The sequence below is a fragment of the Bacillus cereus group sp. BfR-BA-01331 genome, assembly GCF_022663915.1.
Lineage (GTDB): Bacteria > Bacillota > Bacilli > Bacillales > Bacillaceae_G > Bacillus_A > Bacillus_A mycoides.
Map to the genome: position 1 here is coordinate 1 of NZ_JAKUGJ010000017.1, position 17,408 is coordinate 17,408.

Here is a 17,408-nt window from a genome sequence, read left to right on the forward strand (position 1 = left end):
CATACGAGATGACGTTGGCATTAGAAGATACACCGAATAAACCAGAGTTTGTAGAAATCGGATTTGAAGCAGGAGTACCGACGACTTTAAACGGCACTGCATACCCACTTTCAGAACTAATTAAAACGTTAAATGCACTTGCTGGCAAACATGGCGTTGGACGTATCGACCATGTAGAAAATCGCCTTGTCGGTATTAAATCTCGTGAAGTATATGAATGCCCAGCAGCAATGACATTAATAACAGCGCATAAAGAACTTGAAGATTTAACACTTGTGAAAGAGGTCGCTCATTTCAAACCGATGATTGAGCAAAAACTAACAGAATTAATTTATAACGGTTTATGGTTCTCACCTTTAAAACAAGCGCTCAATGCTTTCTTACAAGAAACGCAAAAAAATGTAACAGGTACAGTGCGTGTGAAATTATTTAAAGGTCATGCGATTGTAGAAGGGCGTAAATCTGAGTACTCTTTATACGATGAAAAATTAGCAACGTATACTGCCCAGGATGAATTTAATCATGATGCAGCAGTTGGATTCATTTCATTATTCGGTTTACCTACGAAAGTATACAGCCAAGTGAATCAAAAGAAGGTGGAAGCGTGAGCAAACTTTGGGGCGGACGTTTTACAGAAGAAGCGGAAGCGTGGGTTGAAGAGTTTGGAGCATCCATCTCCTTTGATCAACAATTAGTAAATCAAGATATAAAAGGGAGTATCGCACATGTAACGATGTTAGCAAAGCAAGGCATCGTTACGAAAGAGGAAGCAGAGAAAATAAAGATAGGGCTTCAATATTTACTAGAGGAAGCGAAACGAAATAAATTGAATTTCTCAGTCGAGGCTGAGGACATTCATTTAAATATTGAAAAGATGTTAATTGAAAGAATCGGTGAAGTAGGAGGGAAACTTCATACAGGTCGAAGCCGTAACGATCAAGTAGCGACAGATATGCATTTGTATTTAAAAGAAAAAGTAGAAGATATTATAAAAGCTACAAAACAATTGCAAACTGTTCTTGTTCATCAAGCGGAAAATAACATTGAAACAATTATGCCCGGCTATACGCACTTGCAACGTGCACAGCCAATTTCATTTGCGCATCATATTCTTGCTTACTTTTGGATGTTAGAGCGCGATGTGAATCGTTATGAAGATTCGTTAAAGCGTATTAACATTTCACCATTAGGAGCAGGAGCACTAGCTGGTACAACATTCCCGATTGACCGAGAGTATAGTGCGGAGCTTCTTGGATTTAATGGAATCTATGAAAATAGTTTAGATGCGGTAAGTGATCGTGATTTCATACTGGAGTTTTTAAGTAACTCATCTATGCTTATGATGCACTTATCACGCTTTTGCGAAGAACTTATTTTATGGAGTAGCCAAGAGTTTCAATTTATTGAAATGAGCGATCAATACGCAACAGGAAGCAGTATTATGCCGCAGAAGAAAAATCCGGATATGGCGGAACTTATTCGTGGTAAAACGGGCAGAGTATACGGTAATTTATTCAGTTTACTTACAGTAATGAAAGGATTGCCACTCGCTTACAATAAAGACTTACAAGAAGATAAAGAAGGAATGTTTGATACAGTGAAAACAGTAGAAGGATGCCTTCATATTATGGCAGGCATGCTTGAAACGATGACTGTAAACAAAGAAAAAATGGGGCAAGCTGTGACGCAAGACTTCTCTAACGCAACAGAAATTGCCGACTATTTAGCAAGCAAGGGACTGCCGTTCCGTCAAGCTCATGAAATTGTCGGGAAACTAGTTCTTCATTGTACGCAAAAAGGAATCTATTTATTAGATGTACCACTTGAAACGTATAAAGAAATGAGTCCGTTATTTGAAGAAGATTTATATGAAGTTCTTTCACCTTATGCAGCTGTAAAGCGTCGTAACAGTGCTGGTGGGACAGGGTTTGAGCAGATTGAAAAGGCTTTGGAGAAGGCTAAGGGGTTAGCAATAGAGTTTGTTGGAAGTTAAATGATATATGATATAGAAGGTAAGGTGCTTTTTTAGAAAGTACCTTACCTTTTCGTATGGATTTAATTAAGCCTAGAACAATATGTTCTAGGCTTAAAGCTTCATTGATTAATCATACTTGTGTCGATCTTCTGTAATTCGAATGTATTCAATATCCATTAAATCTCGAAGCAATGCACCGTGGCTTAGTTCAACACCATGTTTTTCTTTAAAATGCTCGCGAATCGTATTTAACATTTCGAGTTCTGTATCATTCACATCTAAAATAATACGTTCATAATCATCCATGTAGCATCCTCCTTTTCTAAACACATATATTTTGTCCGTCTATTTCTAAAAAATGTATGTTAATGTAATGTTAGGAAATAAGAAAGGAATGGAAAATGAGACGTATTTATCCCGCATTAACGGGCAGTAAGACCCCCACCTCAAAATTCAGTGAAAGCAAAGAAGTTAGGTGGGGGATCAACTGCCCGTAAAAGCCCGATTGGTTCAACTAATAATCAGTGGGGGATGAACAAAACCCCCACTGATTAAAGTTTCACTTTATTTTGTAGGGTTAATTTTGTACACGCTAATTGTATTACACGTTGCATTCCCAGAAGTATTTTCATTTGAGAATGTAACGACAATGCATATAGCAATATTTATTTTTATTTTATTTGTAGTAGATTGCTGTATTTCTGTATGGCTTTCTAGAGAAAAAGAAAGTACAAGAAGTAAAAGATAAAAAAGAAATAGAACGGAAAAAGAGAAAACGTTCATTTTGGATGACAACGTATTGTTTTTCTTTAGTGATTGCTGCTGCATTTTTTAGTGAGCATATTCCACCAGAAAGATTGGATATTGAATTTTGGGCAATTGTATTTGCATGTTATTTTTTCATGCATTTTCTTCCTTATATGAAAGAAAGGCGAGGAGTAGAGGAAGATCCGATTGAAGAAGAAGTGAGAGAACAAGAGAGTAAGAGAATAGAAGAAGACATAAAGAAACTTGGCGAACAAAAGTGGTATTTAAAATCAAAAATTATATATGTTCTTTGCTTCATTACGCCGCCAATCGGTTATGTGTATGTTTTCTTACTTCGTAAAAAAATGACAGAAGATGCAAAGCAAACGTATTTAACTGTTGCGACGATAATGATGGCGCTATGGTCTTTGAAATTCCTTCCGCCCTATGTGTTGGCAGTTACCGTTGTTGTTGTGGCTTGTCTTGTATTTATAGTGAAGTTTGTGAAATGAAAAACACCAAGCCCATGTGGACTTGGTGTTTTAATTATAAATTAAAGATCACCTTGCTCCTCATCACCACGAACAACAAGGACATCGCATTTCGCATAGCGAATAATATGTTCAGAGACGCTACCAATTAGGAAACGTTCTACAGCATTTAAACCAGTTGCACCACACATAATTAAATCCACTTTATTGTTTGGAGCGATTTCTTTTGAAATTTTAGATTTAGGATTACCAAATTCTAATACAGTTTCTACTTTTTCAAGACCAGCTTCAAGCGCAGTTTTTTTGTAGTCTTCTAATAAGTCTTCTGCAAATAGATTTGCACGTTCAGCAATTGCGCGGCTATAAGCCTCTACTGCTGAGTATGCTTTTACATCAACGATATGAGCAATTGTTAATGTTGCGTTGTTTCGTTTTGCAACTTGAATTGCTTTTTTAAAGGCTTTTTCTGCTTCTTTAGAACCGTCCACCGCAATTAAAATATTTGTATATGTATTATTCATAGTAAATTCCTCCCAATCATTTTTATTACCGTTTACAACTTTATTATAAAACAAATTTTGGTAATGTGCTTGTCGGAAACGTTACAGAATTTTGAAAACTTTGCCTTAATTCATTTTAGTTGTAATTGAAGCGAGAACTTGTTACATATGGAGTATAGCAATTTAAAAGGAGGCATGTTTGTGAGACACGCGCTCATTACAGCCGGTACGAAAGGTTTAGGAAAGCAAGTAACAGAAAAGTTATTGGATAAAGGATATTCAGTAACAGTAACATATCATAGCGATACAAGTGCTATGGAAACAATGAAAGAAACATATAAAAATATGGAAGAACGTCTACAGTTCGTGCAAGCTGATGTCACGAAAAAGGAAGATTTACATAAAATAGTAGAAGAAGCGATGAGCCGTTTTGGCAAAATTGACTTCTTAATTAATAATGCTGGTCCTTACGTATTTGAAAGGAAAAAATTAGTCGATTACGAAGAAGACGAATGGAATGAAATGATCCAGGGTAATTTAACAGCGGTGTTTCATTTATTAAAACTTGTCGTACCGATTATGAGAAACCAGCAATTTGGCCGTATTATTAACTATGGATTTCAAGGGGCAGATAGCGCGCCTGGATGGATTTATCGTTCAGCCTTTGCAGCTGCGAAAGTCGGACTTGTTTCTTTAACGAAAACAGTCGCATACGAAGAAGCTGAATACGGTATTACTGCGAATATGGTATGTCCTGGTGATATAATTGGTGAAATGAAAGAGGCAACGATTGAAGAAGCACGAAATCTGAAAGGCAGTAACACACCAATTGGTAGATCTGGAACAGGGGAAGATATCGCAAGAACCATTTCGTTTTTATGTGAGGACGATTCTGATATGATTACTGGCACGATTATTGAAGTAACAGGCGCTGTTGATGTTATTCATAGACATCGATAAAATTAAATAAAGTGAAGTTTCGAATAATTGGACAGTTTATCCTTTATACTGAGAGGTACGGATAATACTGTCCTTTCATGTAAGATTAAATCTATCGGAAAACTTGTATTATTTTTTTGTCAAATATTGAGATATTATGTTAGAATATAAGAGCATAGAAAGCGCTTTAAAAAATGATTCAGGGGTCATTTCATAACTCAAGGGGGAACTAATAATGCGTATCGGTATTCCAACAGAAATTAAAAACAATGAAAACCGCGTGGCAATGACGCCAGCGGGAGCTGTACATTTAGTACAAAATGGTCATGAAGTTTTTGTTCAAAAAGGATCAGGTGTAGGATCAGGCTTTACAGATGAAGAATACGTACAAGCTGGTGCGAAACTTGTTGAAACTGCTGAAGAAGCATGGAATCAAGATATGGTTATGAAGGTAAAAGAGCCAGTTGCAAGTGAATACGGCTATTTCCGCGAAGGTTTAATTTTATTCACATACTTACACTTAGCTCCAGAGCCAGAATTAACGAAAGCATTAATTGATAACAAAGTGGTATCAATCGCATACGAAACAGTACAATTAGACAATCGTTCTTTACCATTACTTGCACCAATGAGTGAAGTAGCTGGTCGTATGTCTGCGCAAATCGGTGCACAGTTCCTTGAGAAAAACAAAGGCGGAAAAGGTATTTTACTTGCAGGCGTTCCAGGGGTGAAACGCGGCAAAGTAACAATTATCGGCGGTGGTCAAGCTGGTACAAACGCAGCGAAGATTGCAGTAGGTTTAGGTGCAGATGTAACAATCATCGACTTAAGTGCAGAACGTCTTCGTCAATTAGATGACATTTTCGGAAACCAAGTAAAAACGTTAATGTCTAACCCGTATAACATTGCAGAAGCTGTAAGAGAATCTGATCTTGTAATCGGTGCAGTATTAATCCCAGGTGCAAAAGCGCCAAAACTTGTAACAGAAGAAATGATTCAATCAATGGAACCAGGTTCTGTCGTTGTAGATATCGCGATTGACCAAGGTGGTATTTTCGAAACAACTGACCGTATTACAACTCATGACAACCCAACTTACGAAAAATATGGCGTTGTTCATTATGCAGTTGCAAATATGCCAGGTGCGGTTCCACGTACATCAACTCTTGCATTAACAAACGTAACAGTACCATATGCAGTACAAATTGCTAACAAAGGCTACAAAGAAGCTTGCCTAGGCAACACTGCATTATTAAAAGGTATTAACACATTAGATGGCTACGTAACATTCGAAGCAGTTGCAGAAGCGCACAGCTTACAATACGCTGATGCAAAAGAGCTTCTTGAAAAAGCTCCTGCTTTATCATAATAGAAATAAAATAAAGACCTTTCCTTTGTAGGAAGGGTCTTTTTGTTTAAACTAATTATCTAATTTCTTCACAATTTTCAAGCCGAACATCATTGTGAAGAAAAGAATTCCAAACAAGTAATACAGGGCATACTCTACTCGTATCGTCGAATTTTTGTCAGTAATATATAAAATAAATAGTATCGCAGAGCCGATTAAATGAGAGAGACCGAAAATTTGCGCCATAAGCTTTAAGCCCATTTTTTCAATTCTTTCATCTGTCTCAGGTAATGGGTATTGCTCGGACTCTTTCTTTTTTTTCTTAAAGAATATTCGTTTCACTACTAATAGTACCAAGGCTAAGAGTATGTATACGCTAGCGAACAGAAGGACAGAACGAATCTTTTCTTCATCACTACTATTGAAATAAAGAAAGGCCGATCCTAACACTAAAATAGTAAGATGCGAAGCAAACCCTTGGATAAAATTATTTTTCATTTTTTTCCTCCCCAGTCTTATCTAATTGAAATAAATCCTCCACTTTACAGCAGAAAAACTCACATAATTTCAATGCTAATTCTAAACTTGGGTTGTATTTATTCTTCTCGATAGCGATGAGGGATTGTCTTGTAATTTGAACAGAGGAAGCTAATTGCTCTTGGGTGATGTCTCTAACGACGCGGAATTGTTTCACCTTATTTTTAATCAAATATACAAAGTCTCCTTTTTGTAAATTTGTTACATTCATAATATCCATTTTTAGGTAATAAGTAAATAAAACTTTACAAAAAGTAAACAAAACTTTACGTGAAATATTGCTTGTTGCGATGTATATTTTTATGATAATTTGGAATTAAACGGAAAATAAAAGTCGATAGAGGGGATTGGGTGTGGAGAACTATGGAAACAGTAAATCTATTAGAACTAACAAAAGATATTAAAGGCCAACATAAAAACTTCGTCGTTTCAAATGTAAATAGTCATTGCTTACGAATCGCTGTATTTACTGGCGAATATGATTGGCACTATCATTCTAATTCGGATGAATTATTTATTGTGTTAGAGGGAGAATTACTTATCGATTTTCAAGATAGAGAGACAGCCGTTTTAAAGCCGAATGATTCTATTTTAATTCCAGCAGGTACAATTCATAGGACGAGAGCATTGGAGAGAACGGTAAATCTTTGTTTTGAAAATGTAGAGGCGGATACAGTAATTGTGGAGGGCGTATGAGAAGGTTACAGATTGAAGAATACGATAAAGTAATTCCTCTTTTAGAAGGGAACCACCGAACAACAACTTTTGCGTATGCAGTTTGTAATCAAAACATAAATGGTGAGATTTTTATAAATGAGAAGTTAACAGCAGGACTAATCGTCACCGCTAATGGTATTTATTATTTGTTTGGTGACACTCGAGACCAAAGTTATAATGAAGATTTATTTTCGTATATAAAAACAGCCATTGAAAAAACAGAGAAACGATTTACACTGTTCACTTCAAGTGAAGAGTGGGAGATGATGATTGAAGAGTGCTTTAGTAATGCATTTCGGAAAATCCCACGAATGACATTTCAATTTCCAAGAGAAGTTTTTGAAGATAGAAAAATAGAATTAAACAAAAATACATATGAAATTAAACGTATTGATAAAAGTGATATAGAACGAAGTAATGAATTTACAGAGGATTATTACAAAGAATATTGGGGATCAAAAGAAGTGTTTTTGAATAATGGCTTTGGATGTTGTATAGAACAAGATGGGATAATTATAGCTGAATGCGTCTCAATATTTAGAGGGAATAGTTTTGCTGAAATTGATATCGCAACGCATGAAGCGCATCAAGGGAAAGGATTAGCCCAAGCTGTCGCAACACACTTCATTGAACATTGCATGCAAAACGATATTACACCATGCTGGGATTGTAATGTAGATAACATTCCCTCACAAAAATTAGCTAGTAAATTAAGCTTCCATAATCCAGTAGAATATGTTTTGTTTGTCCGCAAGAAAATGGGGGAATAAAAGATGAATGTAGAATTAACAAGATTCAAAGTCAAGCCAGGTAAAAGCCATCGCGTAGATGAATGGATGCAGCTTCTTAATGATAATATGAAAGAAGTGCTTTTGACATTAAACGACGAAAAGATGTATGTAGAGACAATTTTCCGGGAAATAAGAGATGGAGAAGAGTACTTATATTGGTATTCTGTGCAAGGAGAAGGCGGGGCTCTTGTCGAAAATTCTCATCATGAAATTGATAAAAAGCATTTAGCGTTTTGGTATGAATGTATTGATGAAGAAACACCGTCTGTTGATATGAAAACAGAAGTCGTTATGATTCAAGATGTTGTGAAAGAAGTGATGAAATAATAGAGTAGTATTTTGTAAAGATAAACCATCCTCTTTTTTGGTGAAATATATATTATTGGAGATGCTGTAAGATGCGAATTAGTCATAAATATATCACTCTCGATGAAATAGAGATAATCAGAGACTCATTAGATAAATTGCATGAATATCATAACAGTAAATCAAAATATTTTTCTGGTGATTATCCAAGAATGACATTTGAGGAACGTATTGAAGATTATAAAAAAAATTCCAAGTACGGAGAATATAGAATTGAACTATTGATTGAGTCAGAAACAGATAATATATTAGGCTTTTGTATAGCGTATAGTAAAAGCGTAAGTGGGAAGATTGAAGTTTTATTTGTTGATGAAAAATATCGAAGAAACGGATACGGTTTGAAATTAATGAATAGTGCAGTGGAATGGTTTAAAGAAAAGCAAGTAGATGACATTGAATTAATAGTAGTGTACGGAAATGAAGCTGTATCGTTTTATCAAAAGCTGGGATTTTATCCACGTTCAATTATTATGACAACTAAATCATAAAGATATTATGAGAATATATCTTTTAAATGAGTGGAAGTTTTTATTTCGAAAAAATTGATTTGTATGTTGAAAAATTAAAATATATGTGAGAAGTACATTAAAATGGATGTGCTTTTTATTATGAAAATGTTTTTGGATTTGAAGGAAGTTATTCAAAAGTGAAAGAAGATATGAAAAACGATATAACAATAAACTCAAAAGAATTTCTATACCAAATGAAGTATTTAGCAAAAAATAGTGAAGGTATACCAAGTGATTATTTTGAACAATATTATAAAGAAATAAAAAACACGAAACCAAAAGACCTACCAATATACGGTGTAGTCGTAACAGGGAAAACAGAGGATTTACAAGGTTTACAAGGAGCACCATATATTAAGGCGGCTGTAAGAGGCGTAACAGTTGAGAAATATTGATCACAATTAATTAATGTGAATAATCAGAAAATTTATGTTATAATATGGGAAAAGGAGGCTTATATGAGGCAAATACATGGAGCAATTTATATTTACATAACAATGTTTTTCGTAGGAGCATCTTATGGATTAGGGCATGTGTATTCGCATCCTATATTAACTTTTTTAAGCGGAGCATGTATGGTGTTTGCGTTTCTTGTCCACCTTTTCTCAGTTTGGATCGTGAAATTTCAAATAAATATTAGTGAGATAGAAGAAGGCACTTTTTGAGTGGCCTTCTTTTTTAATAATATTTTGGAAGCTCTTGTAATAATTTTTCAATTTCGCTTTCGGTTTCTTCACATATAGACAGTGTGCGTAGTCTGAAAAATAAGCTGCGTAAGAAAGATTTTATATTTCCGTATAGGTATTCGTACGATTTAATATGTAATGTTTGTTTTTGGATGGGTAATTGAGCTACTAAATCATGAAGGGCTAATATGAGTACCTCTTCCTTTAGACCATTTTGTAGCATTGCGACAATCGGATAAATGAGACGCTCGTCTTCTTCATATTTGTAATAGATGGAATGGACACAAACTTTGTTTAATAAAGTTTGTAATATTTCTTCGTAATATAAAGTTTCCAGTTTAGGACTACGAACGAGCGCCTCAAATGTATCAGAAGCATGAGCGATACTATGTGCCCAGCCGTGGTCTTGAACATATCCACGGAAATCATGTTCATTGTTCATATATAGAATCAATTGATCTTTTACAATTAAAATATCAGTCTGTGATAAGAAATTATGATTTGTATCAGCATCAATAATGAGTGCGATTAATAATGTTGTAAATGCACGGGTAAATACAGCATCGTCTTTATCCGAATGAATCTTATAAAATAAATATTTTTCACTGATGCTTTCTGATAATAGTTTCTGTAAGTGGGTGTGTGAAATATAGTCCTTCTTGATTAGATGATAAAAAGTAGAGTAAATGAGTTTGTCCCTTAAATAGCTATCAGTAACACCGATATGTTGAAGCATACTTGAACTTAAAGAATCAATATTGAGAGCACCATTGATTACGTAATTATTATCACGAATTTCTTCTAACTGTTGTTTTAACATGTAAACCTCCTATTTTAGAAAATTCTGTATATTAATAGTATAATGAGAGGAAGAAATAGACAAGAAATAAGTGCTTTTGAATGGGGGGACATTATGAAGAGAGCATTATTCTTTTTCATTAGTATTTTCTTTTTAGGGAGTTGTTCGCTTTCGTATGTTACTTTTTCTAGCGAGAGCAAAAGTTGGACGGGGCAATATAAAGGGCATATTAAGGATGACAGTGAAGATGGTTTTAAAGCGGAAATAGAGAAATAGAAAAAGGCAGCAATCACGCTACCTTTTTTATTATTTCACAAATTGTAATTCTTTCGGGAATTTCGTTAAGATTTCTGATCCGTCTTTTGTGATATAAATATCATCTTCAATACGAACGCCGCCTACGTTTGGTACGTAAATACCTGGCTCGATTGTGAAGACCATACCTTCTCTTAATGGAGACTCGTTACCAGCTTTTACATCTGGATATTCGTGTACGCTAATTCCAAGTCCGTGACCAAGGCGGTGCGGGAAGAAGTCGCCGTAACCTGCATCTGCGATAACAGAGCGAGCAGCGTTATCGATTGCGCCAAATGTAGCACCTGGTTTACATGCTTCAACTGCTTGTAGTTGTCCAGCAAGTACAGTGTTGTAAATGCGAGTTTGTTCTTCAGAAATATCACCAAATGCTACTGTACGCGTAATGTCAGAGCAATAACCTTCAATGATTACACCTAAATCAAATAGTACGAAATCACCGCGTTTCATTTTGTTTGCACCTGGAATACCGTGTGGAAGAGCAGAGTTTGCACCTGCTAATACCATCGTATCGAATGACATTTTATGGATGCCTTTTGTTTTTAATTCATGCTCAATAATTGCTAATACTTCTAGCTCACTACGATTTTCTTTAATTGCATTTACACCAACTTCAACAGCATAATCTGCCATTTTAGCCGCTTCACGCAAAATAGAAAGTTCTTTTTCGTCTTTAATTAAGCGAAGCTCGCGAACTTTCTCTTCAGCTGATTTGAAAGCTGCATTTGGGAATAACTTTGTTAATTCTTCGTAACGTTCTACGTTTAAATGCTCTTTTTCAATTGCAACTGCATTTGCATCAATACCGCGATCTTTAATTGCTTTTGCAATCATATCCCATGGTCTGTCCGTATCAGTAAATCCGATAATCTCATGTGCCCAGCCAGCGTTACGCGCTTGGCCTTCTTCCATTTTAGGACAAATTAAAATAGGCTCTTTTTCTTGGAATACGAACATACCAAGTAGTCTTTCATGTGGTTCACAGTGGAAGTTTGTCATGTAGAAAACGTTCGGTGTAGAAGTTAAGAACGCAGCTTCTACGTTTTTTTCTTTTAGCCATTGCATTAAATTTTCTAATCTAGCATTCATCGATTGGCACCCCCGAGATATTTAATTACAAATATAACTTTACATCGGAGGAAAGCGTTATGACAAGTAAATCGATGTTAGAAAAGACAGGGAATTGAGAAATCATGTAGAATAAAAAGTGAGAATGTGAATAGGGGAGGAATGTAATGATGAAAGTATCGTATCACGGGCATTCAGTTGTAAAGATTGAAACGAATGGAAAAGTTATTTTAATTGACCCATTTTTAACGGGAAATCCGAAAACAGATTTAAAGGCTGAAGATGTAAAAGTTGATGCGATTATTTTATCGCACGGACACGGTGATCATGTTGGGGATACAGTAGCGTTAGCAAAGAACAATAATGCGGTCGTTGTGGCACCGTTTGAATTAGCGACATTTTTAGGATGGCAAGGTGTAAATACACATCCAATGCATATTGGTGGTTCACATGAATTTGACTTTGGAAAAGTGAAATTTACTCAAGCATTCCACGGCTCTAGTTATATTGATGAAGAAAATAAGACGATTACATATACAGGTATGCCAGCTGGTATTTTGTTTACAGCAGAGGAGAAAACGGTATATCATGCAGGAGATACTGCTTTATTCTCTGATATGAAGTTAATTGGAGAACTGAATAATATTGATTTAGCATTTTTACCAATTGGCGATAATTTCACAATGGGGCCAGAAGATGCTGTGTTAGCAGCAAAATGGATAGAGGCGAAAACAGTTGTACCGATGCATTACAATACGTTCCCAGTTATTGAACAAGATCCATATCAATTTGTAGAAAAGCTACAAAATTGTACAGGGAAAGTATTAGAAGCTGGAGAAAGTATTACACTATAAAAAAGAAACCCTTCATTTGAAATGACAAGTGAAGGGTTTTTTATGTGTGTAGTACAGTTTTTAAAGTCTGTATTTGTTTAGCTGATTCTTCTCGTTTTGTACGTGGCTGTTCGGGTGTTTCATTCAACTCCATTGCAACTTTTTTCCCATCTACGAAAGCTAAAAATACAGCACCTACAACCTCTAAAAATTTTTTCATCATGTATTCGCTCCTTTGTTTCATTTCTTGTCTTAATTGTATATGGAATCGGGTGGACAAACTATCGAACGAGATGACAACAGCATTACTTTGTTGTAATAGAATGACTGGTGGAATGTAAGGGGTATTTTGTTATAAAAAAAATGGTACAGGCATATAAAGAGAGAGTGTAACAGTTTTGAAAATATAGTATACTGAAAATACAACACATGAAGAATTTAGGGAAAAGAAAGTATGGTGAAACCATTTGGCTACCAAACATAATCAAATTTTAGAACATATTAATAGCCTGCCGGTAGGGCATAAAATTTCTGTGAGGCAAATTGCGAAAGATTTGAGTGTAAGTGAAGGGACAGCTTACCGTGCAATTAAAGACGCAGAAAATAAAGGGTATGTTAGTACAATTGAACGTGTCGGAACAATTCGAATTGAACAAAAGAAGAAAGAGAATATCGAAAAACTGACATATGCAGAAGTCGTTAACATTGTCGATGGTCAAGTACTTGGAGGCAGAGAAGGACTACATAAAACATTAAATAAATTCGTAATCGGGGCTATGAAATTAGAAGCGATGATGCGCTATACAGAAGCAGGGAATTTACTTATCATCGGTAACCGTACGAACGCACATCAATTAGCACTAGAAGCTGGGGCAGCAGTGTTAATTACGGGCGGATTTGATACGGAAGACCATGTGAAGAAATTAGCAGACGAATTAAAGCTTCCAATTATTTCAAGTAGTTATGATACATTTACGGTCGCAACGTTAATTAACCGTGCAATTTATGATCAACTTATCAAGAAAGAAATTGTACTCGTTGAAGATATTTTAACGCCAATTGAAGAAACGTTATATTTAAAGCCAAATGATACAGTACAGCAATGGCATGCGTATAATGAAGAAACGATGCATGGACGTTATCCAATTGTTGATGAAAATAAAAAGGTGTTAGGTATTGTAACTTCAAAAGATATGATTGGTGTCGTGAAAGAAACACCAATTGATAAAGTGATGACAAAGCATCCAATTACGGTGAACGGAAAAATGTCTGTCGCAGCTGCAGCACGTATGATGGTGTGGGAAGGTATTGAGTTACTTCCTGTTGTGGAAGAAGGGAATAAATTGCAAGGGATCATTAGTCGCCAAGATGTACTTCAGGCGTTGCAAATGATTCAACGTCAACCGCAAGTTGGGGAAACAATTGATGACATTGTAACGAACCAATTTATGACGCCGAAAGAAGCGAAAAATGAGCATTTGTATCAATTTTCAGTGACGCCACAAATGACGAATTCAATCGGGACGTTATCTTACGGTGTATTCACAACAATTGTGACAGAAGCAACAAACCGTGTCATTCGTGCGCAGAAGAAGAGCGATTTAATTGTTGAAAACTTAACCATTTATTTCGTAAAGCCAGTTCAAATTGATAATGTTGTATCAGTTCATCCGAAAGTATTAGAAATTGGGCGTAAATTTGGTAAGATTGATGTAGAAGTGCATCATGAAGGTAATGTTGTCGGGAAAGCATTACTTATGGTGCAGTTGATCGATAAATAAAAAGATGGAGCAGACCGCTTTGGTTTGTTCCATCTTTTTTGTTTTATTGAGTTTGGAAGTTATTACTAAAGATGTGGAAGAGTTTTAGCGGGAAATATATATAAGGAGAGATGATTGTATAATTAGAAAAAACAGAATATTAATTCGTTTAGAATGTATACTATGATATAATTAGATTGTAAGATAATGGATGTCGGAAGGGGATGCAATATGTCAGCAGAATTACTCTTTTTTGGTGGTATCGCACTCTTTTATTTCCTTGTGATGATACCAATTCAATACTTATACTTACAAGGATTAAATGAAAAAAAGAAACGAACAGGATTATCTCAGCAAGAACTATACAAACAGATGTCTTTTGAAGAAGAACAATTACATTTTCACGTGCAAGGTAATCCCTTTAATATACCATCTGCGTTTGTTGCATATATGATTTTGAAAGTGAAGGGACGTAAAAAAGCATCACAATGTTGATGCTTTTTTACGTTGTTTTATAAGATTCGGCTTCTTTGACTGCTAATGGTAGAAAATGTTTATATTGGCGGAATCCATTAAATGTACTCGCGCTGCCAAGTAAAATAAACAAAACACCAACGATAATGCGTGCAGTTGAAAGTTCTAAAAAGAATTGGTTTATCCCAAAGAATAGGACGAATAAGCCGAGTGCCATTGCGGATTTTCCTGAGAGCCAACCTTTCTCCATTGGACGGTTTGTACGAAAGAACTTTGTTTTGTAGAAGAGGTACAACACAAATGAGATGATAATACAAAAGACGAATATTGGCATAATACACGCTCCCATCGATTGGTATAAAAATAACAATTTAGAAAAAAGAAAAATCTAAACTTTCTAATTTTTATTATAAAGCAATTGTTCGCATGTATGAAATGTTTTCCGTTATAATGGGGGATAAAGTGAAACTTTAATTAGTGTGGGGAGATCCCAAGTACTAATTATTAGCCCTCACCAATCGGGCTTTTACGTGCATTCAGGCTCCAAATTAATTTTGCCCCATTGTTTTTAATACTTTTGAGGTGGGAGTCTTACTACACGTTAATGCGGGATAAAATGAAGAAGTTGAATAAAAAGGAGATTATACATATGCATGAGCAAATTTTAGGAGCAATTAAAGAGTTTGATACAATTATTATTCATCGTCATGTACGTCCGGATCCGGATGCGTTAGGTTCTCAGTGCGGACTTGGTACAATTCTGCAAGAATCGTTTCCAGAGAAAAATATTTATATGGTTGGGTACAACGAGCCTTCTTTAGCATTTTTACGAGTAATGGATGATATTGAAGATAGTGTATATGAAGATGCACTTGTTATCGTTTGTGATACAGCAAATCAAGAGCGTGTTTGTGATCAGCGTTATGCAAAAGGAAAGATGTTAATTAAAATTGATCATCATCCGAATGAAGACCCGTACGGAGATATTACGTGGGTGGATACGACAGCAAGTTCTACAAGTGAAATGATTTATGAATTTTACAGTTATGGAAAAGATAAAGGATTACAGATAACGAAAGAAGCAGCTCGTCTTATTTTAGCGGGTATTGTTGGGGATACAGGTCGTTTCTTATTCCCAAATACAACAGCGAAAACACTTCGTTACGTAAGTGAACTCGTTGACATGGATGTAAAATTCACAGATTTATACAATGAAATGTATAAAACGAAAGAAAAAATTGCTCGTTTAAACGGTTATATTTTACAAAACTTTACGATGGTAGAAGAAGGTGCAGCGTACATTAAATTAACGAAAGAGGTACTAGAAGAGTTTGATGTACTTTCTACTGAAGCATCTGGTGTTGTCGGGGCACTTGGTAATATTGATGGATTAAAGGCGTGGGTTCTATTCTTAGAGGAAGATGATGTTATTCGTGTTCGTCTTCGTTCAAAAGGACCAGTTATTAATAAGTTAGCAATGCAATATAATGGCGGAGGACATCCGATGGCTTCTGGTGCAAAAGCATCTTCTTGGGAAGAAGCAGATCGCCTGTTTGCTGATTTACGTGAGCTGTGTAGATAAAAATTGTATGTTGAACGAAAGAGAAGGAGAGGCACTGAAGCCCTCCTTTTTTTTATTTTTCTTTCTCTATATCAATACTAATTTCAAGTACGGTATCAAAAGAGACTGTGTCTACTTTAAAGCGGTATATACGATCGTAATGTTTGTACGTTTTATTTTCGATGACTTTTTTGAGCAGGTCTTTATTTTTTGCGATGCTTTGAATGTTTTTCGTTAAAAGATGCTGGAGATCATTATGGATAGAAGTGGTCATGTTTTCAAGTGTAAGATTGTCTAAATCATATTTTTTTCGATTTATAATTTTTATTTTGATTTCTTGAATTGTTAAGAGCCGTTTATTTTCTGTGTTCAATTTCTCTTGGTCTTCGAGAAGGACGTGGAGTTTTGCTTCTTGTTTTTCGATAATTTCTTTTTGTTCTGCTATTTTACTAGTTTGTTCTTCTTGAAAAACACCGTATATGTACAAAAAAACAAACCAGCTCAAAACTCCTCCAACAGCAGCGCCAGCTAAAACTAAATACCACCTTTTGGCTGTATTGGCACTGGGTACTCTCATACATGTTCCTGTGTAAGCCATTTAATAATAATAAGACCAGTTTGCATACCGCCAGTTGCAAAAAAAATAAGGAGAATTTGTTTTACGATATCTTTCATATCTCCGCCAAAGAAGCTTCTTTCAAAGCTATAAAAGGTATCGAACGTTCCGCCAATTGCTGCAACGAGTGCCCAAATTCTTAAATTTTGGGCGAATTGATTAATATAAGTTAGAGTTGGTTTTCCGATGAGAAATGCACCAAATCCGCCTATTAATGAACCACCAAGTATAACTCCAAAGGCAATAAAATAACTAATAATAAGCAGAGAGAAAAAAGTATGTTCTCTTACATCCATCGTCATTCCCCTTTCTTCTTCATATATATGGACAAAGTATGAGAAGTATGTTTTGATTTCCGCTTTCCTCATCACCTATA

The 17,408-nt window shown here is 35.4% G+C and carries 23 protein-coding genes and 3 pseudogenes; 16 read left to right on the plus strand and 10 right to left on the minus strand.

Features of this window, described 5'->3' with window-relative positions:
* Together MR155_RS22825 and argH are read left to right on the plus strand one after the other, a co-directional pair.
* Positions 1 to 608: adenine nucleotide alpha hydrolase family protein (locus MR155_RS22825; RefSeq protein ID WP_472927178.1), on the plus strand; the 608-nt coding region annotated here is incomplete at its 5' end.
* Positions 605 to 1,993 carry an argininosuccinate lyase gene (argH, locus tag MR155_RS22830; RefSeq protein ID WP_113935730.1) on the plus strand — a complete coding sequence of 463 codons (1,389 nt, stop codon included), beginning with the start codon at positions 605 to 607 and terminating at the stop codon, positions 1,991 to 1,993. The genes MR155_RS22825 and argH, both read left to right, overlap by 4 nt.
* Before the next feature lie 108 nt (positions 1,994 to 2,101).
* Here argH and MR155_RS22835 read toward each other — a convergent pair whose 3' ends face one another.
* Positions 2,102 to 2,281, minus strand: a complete 180-nt coding sequence (locus MR155_RS22835; protein ID WP_113935729.1) for a ProA domain protein — start codon at positions 2,279 to 2,281, stop codon at positions 2,102 to 2,104.
* 244 nt (positions 2,282 to 2,525) lie between these two features.
* On the opposite strand from MR155_RS22835, the pseudogene MR155_RS22840 reads away from it, so the two are divergent.
* Positions 2,526 to 3,234 (plus strand): annotated as a pseudogene (locus tag MR155_RS22840) (hypothetical protein).
* A gap of 41 nt (positions 3,235 to 3,275) precedes the next feature.
* Here the strand turns inward: MR155_RS22840 and MR155_RS22845 are convergent.
* On the minus strand, positions 3,276 to 3,734 hold the full coding sequence (locus MR155_RS22845) for a universal stress protein (protein ID WP_002164984.1): 459 nt from the start codon (positions 3,732 to 3,734) through the stop codon (positions 3,276 to 3,278).
* A 147-nt stretch (positions 3,735 to 3,881) separates the two neighbouring features.
* On the opposite strand from MR155_RS22845, the gene MR155_RS22850 reads away from it, so the two are divergent.
* Complete coding sequence (locus MR155_RS22850) at positions 3,882 to 4,673, plus strand: SDR family oxidoreductase (RefSeq protein WP_002015530.1); 792 nt, start codon at positions 3,882 to 3,884, stop codon at positions 4,671 to 4,673.
* Positions 4,674 to 4,887: 214 nt separating this feature from the next.
* Positions 4,888 to 6,021, plus strand: coding sequence for an alanine dehydrogenase (gene ald / locus MR155_RS22855; RefSeq protein ID WP_242311158.1), 1,134 nt, complete (start codon positions 4,888 to 4,890; stop codon positions 6,019 to 6,021).
* A 51-nt stretch (positions 6,022 to 6,072) separates the two neighbouring features.
* On the opposite strand, the gene MR155_RS22860 is transcribed toward ald, so the two are convergent.
* Entirely contained in the window at positions 6,073 to 6,498 is a 426-nt protein-coding gene (locus tag MR155_RS22860; RefSeq protein ID WP_002129385.1) for a hypothetical protein, read from the minus strand.
* Positions 6,488 to 6,757, minus strand: a complete 270-nt coding sequence (locus MR155_RS22865; protein ID WP_242311159.1) for a helix-turn-helix transcriptional regulator — start codon at positions 6,755 to 6,757, stop codon at positions 6,488 to 6,490. The genes MR155_RS22860 and MR155_RS22865 overlap by 11 nt, the downstream gene beginning before the upstream one ends.
* 143 nt (positions 6,758 to 6,900) lie before the next feature.
* On the opposite strand from MR155_RS22865, the gene MR155_RS22870 reads away from it, so the two are divergent.
* From MR155_RS22870 to MR155_RS22895, 6 genes and pseudogenes are all read left to right on the plus strand, one after another.
* Positions 6,901 to 7,233, plus strand: a complete 333-nt coding sequence (locus tag MR155_RS22870) for a cupin domain-containing protein (RefSeq protein ID WP_242311160.1) — start codon at positions 6,901 to 6,903, stop codon at positions 7,231 to 7,233.
* A complete protein-coding gene (locus tag MR155_RS22875) occupies positions 7,230 to 8,024 on the plus strand; it encodes a GNAT family N-acetyltransferase (protein ID WP_242311161.1) in 795 nt (264 codons plus the stop codon). The genes MR155_RS22870 and MR155_RS22875 overlap by 4 nt, the downstream gene beginning before the upstream one ends.
* A gap of 3 nt (positions 8,025 to 8,027) precedes the next feature.
* Positions 8,028 to 8,372, plus strand: a complete 345-nt coding sequence (locus tag MR155_RS22880; protein WP_002034307.1) for a DUF6176 family protein — start codon at positions 8,028 to 8,030, stop codon at positions 8,370 to 8,372.
* 71 nt (positions 8,373 to 8,443) lie between these two features.
* Entirely contained in the window at positions 8,444 to 8,899 is a 456-nt protein-coding gene (locus tag MR155_RS22885; protein ID WP_219303669.1) for a GNAT family N-acetyltransferase, read from the plus strand.
* A 125-nt stretch (positions 8,900 to 9,024) separates the two neighbouring features.
* Positions 9,025 to 9,315: pseudogene (locus MR155_RS22890) on the plus strand (anti sigma factor C-terminal domain-containing protein); the annotation flags it as partial.
* Positions 9,316 to 9,378: 63 nt separating this feature from the next.
* A complete protein-coding gene (locus MR155_RS22895; RefSeq protein ID WP_002129372.1) occupies positions 9,379 to 9,585 on the plus strand; it encodes a hypothetical protein in 207 nt (68 codons plus the stop codon).
* A 13-nt stretch (positions 9,586 to 9,598) separates the two neighbouring features.
* Here MR155_RS22895 and MR155_RS22900 read toward each other — a convergent pair whose 3' ends face one another.
* A complete protein-coding gene (locus MR155_RS22900; RefSeq protein WP_242248489.1) occupies positions 9,599 to 10,426 on the minus strand; it encodes a DUF2785 domain-containing protein in 828 nt (275 codons plus the stop codon).
* A gap of 42 nt (positions 10,427 to 10,468) precedes the next feature.
* Between MR155_RS22900 and MR155_RS22905 the strand changes: the two are divergent.
* Positions 10,469 to 10,657, plus strand: a pseudogene (locus tag MR155_RS22905) (hypothetical protein); the annotation flags it as partial.
* Between the two features lie 54 nt (positions 10,658 to 10,711).
* On the opposite strand, the gene pepQ reads toward MR155_RS22905, so the two are convergent.
* Entirely contained in the window at positions 10,712 to 11,809 is a 1,098-nt protein-coding gene (gene pepQ / locus MR155_RS22910) for a Xaa-Pro dipeptidase (protein WP_219303661.1), read from the minus strand.
* Positions 11,810 to 11,958: 149 nt separating this feature from the next.
* On the opposite strand from pepQ, the gene MR155_RS22915 reads away from it, so the two are divergent.
* Positions 11,959 to 12,642 carry a metal-dependent hydrolase gene (locus MR155_RS22915; protein ID WP_113935787.1) on the plus strand — a complete coding sequence of 228 codons (684 nt, stop codon included), beginning with the start codon at positions 11,959 to 11,961 and terminating at the stop codon, positions 12,640 to 12,642.
* Positions 12,643 to 12,682: 40 nt separating this feature from the next.
* On the opposite strand, the gene MR155_RS22920 is transcribed toward MR155_RS22915, so the two are convergent.
* The gene (locus tag MR155_RS22920) at positions 12,683 to 12,844 is read right to left on the minus strand and encodes a hypothetical protein (RefSeq protein ID WP_088034667.1); all 162 of its coding nucleotides are present in this window, start codon (positions 12,842 to 12,844) and stop codon (positions 12,683 to 12,685) included.
* A 244-nt stretch (positions 12,845 to 13,088) separates the two neighbouring features.
* Here MR155_RS22920 and MR155_RS22925 point away from each other — a divergent pair, with 244 nt between their 5' ends.
* Both MR155_RS22925 and MR155_RS22930 read left to right on the plus strand, forming a co-directional pair.
* Positions 13,089 to 14,402 (plus strand): CBS domain-containing protein, encoded by a 1,314-nt coding sequence (locus MR155_RS22925; RefSeq protein WP_002088951.1) that lies wholly within the window; start codon positions 13,089 to 13,091, stop codon positions 14,400 to 14,402.
* 210 nt (positions 14,403 to 14,612) lie between these two features.
* Positions 14,613 to 14,876 (plus strand): DUF3949 domain-containing protein, encoded by a 264-nt coding sequence (locus MR155_RS22930; protein ID WP_113935720.1) that lies wholly within the window; start codon positions 14,613 to 14,615, stop codon positions 14,874 to 14,876.
* 7 nt (positions 14,877 to 14,883) lie between these two features.
* Here the strand turns inward: MR155_RS22930 and MR155_RS22935 are convergent, their stop codons facing one another.
* The gene (locus tag MR155_RS22935) at positions 14,884 to 15,189 is read right to left on the minus strand and encodes a YtpI family protein (RefSeq protein WP_002138595.1); all 306 of its coding nucleotides are present in this window, start codon (positions 15,187 to 15,189) and stop codon (positions 14,884 to 14,886) included.
* 315 nt (positions 15,190 to 15,504) lie between these two features.
* On the opposite strand from MR155_RS22935, the gene MR155_RS22940 reads away from it, so the two are divergent.
* Complete coding sequence (locus MR155_RS22940; protein WP_242311162.1) at positions 15,505 to 16,437, plus strand: DHH family phosphoesterase; 933 nt, start codon at positions 15,505 to 15,507, stop codon at positions 16,435 to 16,437.
* A gap of 52 nt (positions 16,438 to 16,489) precedes the next feature.
* On the opposite strand, the gene ytrI is transcribed toward MR155_RS22940, so the two are convergent.
* Both ytrI and MR155_RS22950 read right to left on the minus strand, forming a co-directional pair.
* A complete protein-coding gene (ytrI, locus tag MR155_RS22945; protein WP_002088948.1) occupies positions 16,490 to 16,993 on the minus strand; it encodes a sporulation membrane protein YtrI in 504 nt (167 codons plus the stop codon).
* Positions 16,990 to 17,403 (minus strand): YtrH family sporulation protein, encoded by a 414-nt coding sequence (locus MR155_RS22950; protein ID WP_002015507.1) that lies wholly within the window; start codon positions 17,401 to 17,403, stop codon positions 16,990 to 16,992. Before MR155_RS22950 ends, ytrI begins: the two co-directional genes overlap by 4 nt.
* Between the last annotated feature and the right edge of the window lie 5 nt (positions 17,404 to 17,408).

Bases quoted from the DNA above. Each gene is read 5' to 3' on its own strand.
- ald (WP_242311158.1), top strand. From the start codon at position 4,888: ATGCGTATCGGTATTCCAACAGAAATTAAAAACAATGAAAACCGCGTG.
- MR155_RS22885 (WP_219303669.1), top strand. From the start codon at position 8,444: ATGCGAATTAGTCATAAATATATCACTCTCGATGAAATAGAGATAATC.
- MR155_RS22900 (WP_242248489.1), bottom strand. From the start codon at position 10,426: ATGTTAAAACAACAGTTAGAAGAAATTCGTGATAATAATTACGTAATC.
- MR155_RS22850 (WP_002015530.1), top strand. From the start codon at position 3,882: ATGGAGTATAGCAATTTAAAAGGAGGCATGTTTGTGAGACACGCGCTC.
- pepQ (WP_219303661.1), bottom strand. From the start codon at position 11,809: ATGAATGCTAGATTAGAAAATTTAATGCAATGGCTAAAAGAAAAAAAC.
- MR155_RS22940 (WP_242311162.1), top strand. From the start codon at position 15,505: ATGCATGAGCAAATTTTAGGAGCAATTAAAGAGTTTGATACAATTATT.
- MR155_RS22865 (WP_242311159.1), bottom strand. From the start codon at position 6,757: ATGGATATTATGAATGTAACAAATTTACAAAAAGGAGACTTTGTATAT.
- ytrI (WP_002088948.1), bottom strand. From the start codon at position 16,993: ATGAGAGTACCCAGTGCCAATACAGCCAAAAGGTGGTATTTAGTTTTA.
- MR155_RS22930 (WP_113935720.1), top strand. From the start codon at position 14,613: ATGTCAGCAGAATTACTCTTTTTTGGTGGTATCGCACTCTTTTATTTC.
- MR155_RS22935 (WP_002138595.1), bottom strand. From the start codon at position 15,189: ATGCCAATATTCGTCTTTTGTATTATCATCTCATTTGTGTTGTACCTC.
- MR155_RS22860 (WP_002129385.1), bottom strand. From the start codon at position 6,498: ATGAAAAATAATTTTATCCAAGGGTTTGCTTCGCATCTTACTATTTTA.
- MR155_RS22880 (WP_002034307.1), top strand. From the start codon at position 8,028: ATGAATGTAGAATTAACAAGATTCAAAGTCAAGCCAGGTAAAAGCCAT.
- MR155_RS22895 (WP_002129372.1), top strand. From the start codon at position 9,379: ATGAGGCAAATACATGGAGCAATTTATATTTACATAACAATGTTTTTC.
- MR155_RS22920 (WP_088034667.1), bottom strand. From the start codon at position 12,844: ATGATGAAAAAATTTTTAGAGGTTGTAGGTGCTGTATTTTTAGCTTTC.
- MR155_RS22875 (WP_242311161.1), top strand. From the start codon at position 7,230: ATGAGAAGGTTACAGATTGAAGAATACGATAAAGTAATTCCTCTTTTA.
- MR155_RS22845 (WP_002164984.1), bottom strand. From the start codon at position 3,734: ATGAATAATACATATACAAATATTTTAATTGCGGTGGACGGTTCTAAA.
- MR155_RS22915 (WP_113935787.1), top strand. From the start codon at position 11,959: ATGAAAGTATCGTATCACGGGCATTCAGTTGTAAAGATTGAAACGAAT.
- MR155_RS22870 (WP_242311160.1), top strand. From the start codon at position 6,901: ATGGAAACAGTAAATCTATTAGAACTAACAAAAGATATTAAAGGCCAA.
- MR155_RS22835 (WP_113935729.1), bottom strand. From the start codon at position 2,281: ATGGATGATTATGAACGTATTATTTTAGATGTGAATGATACAGAACTC.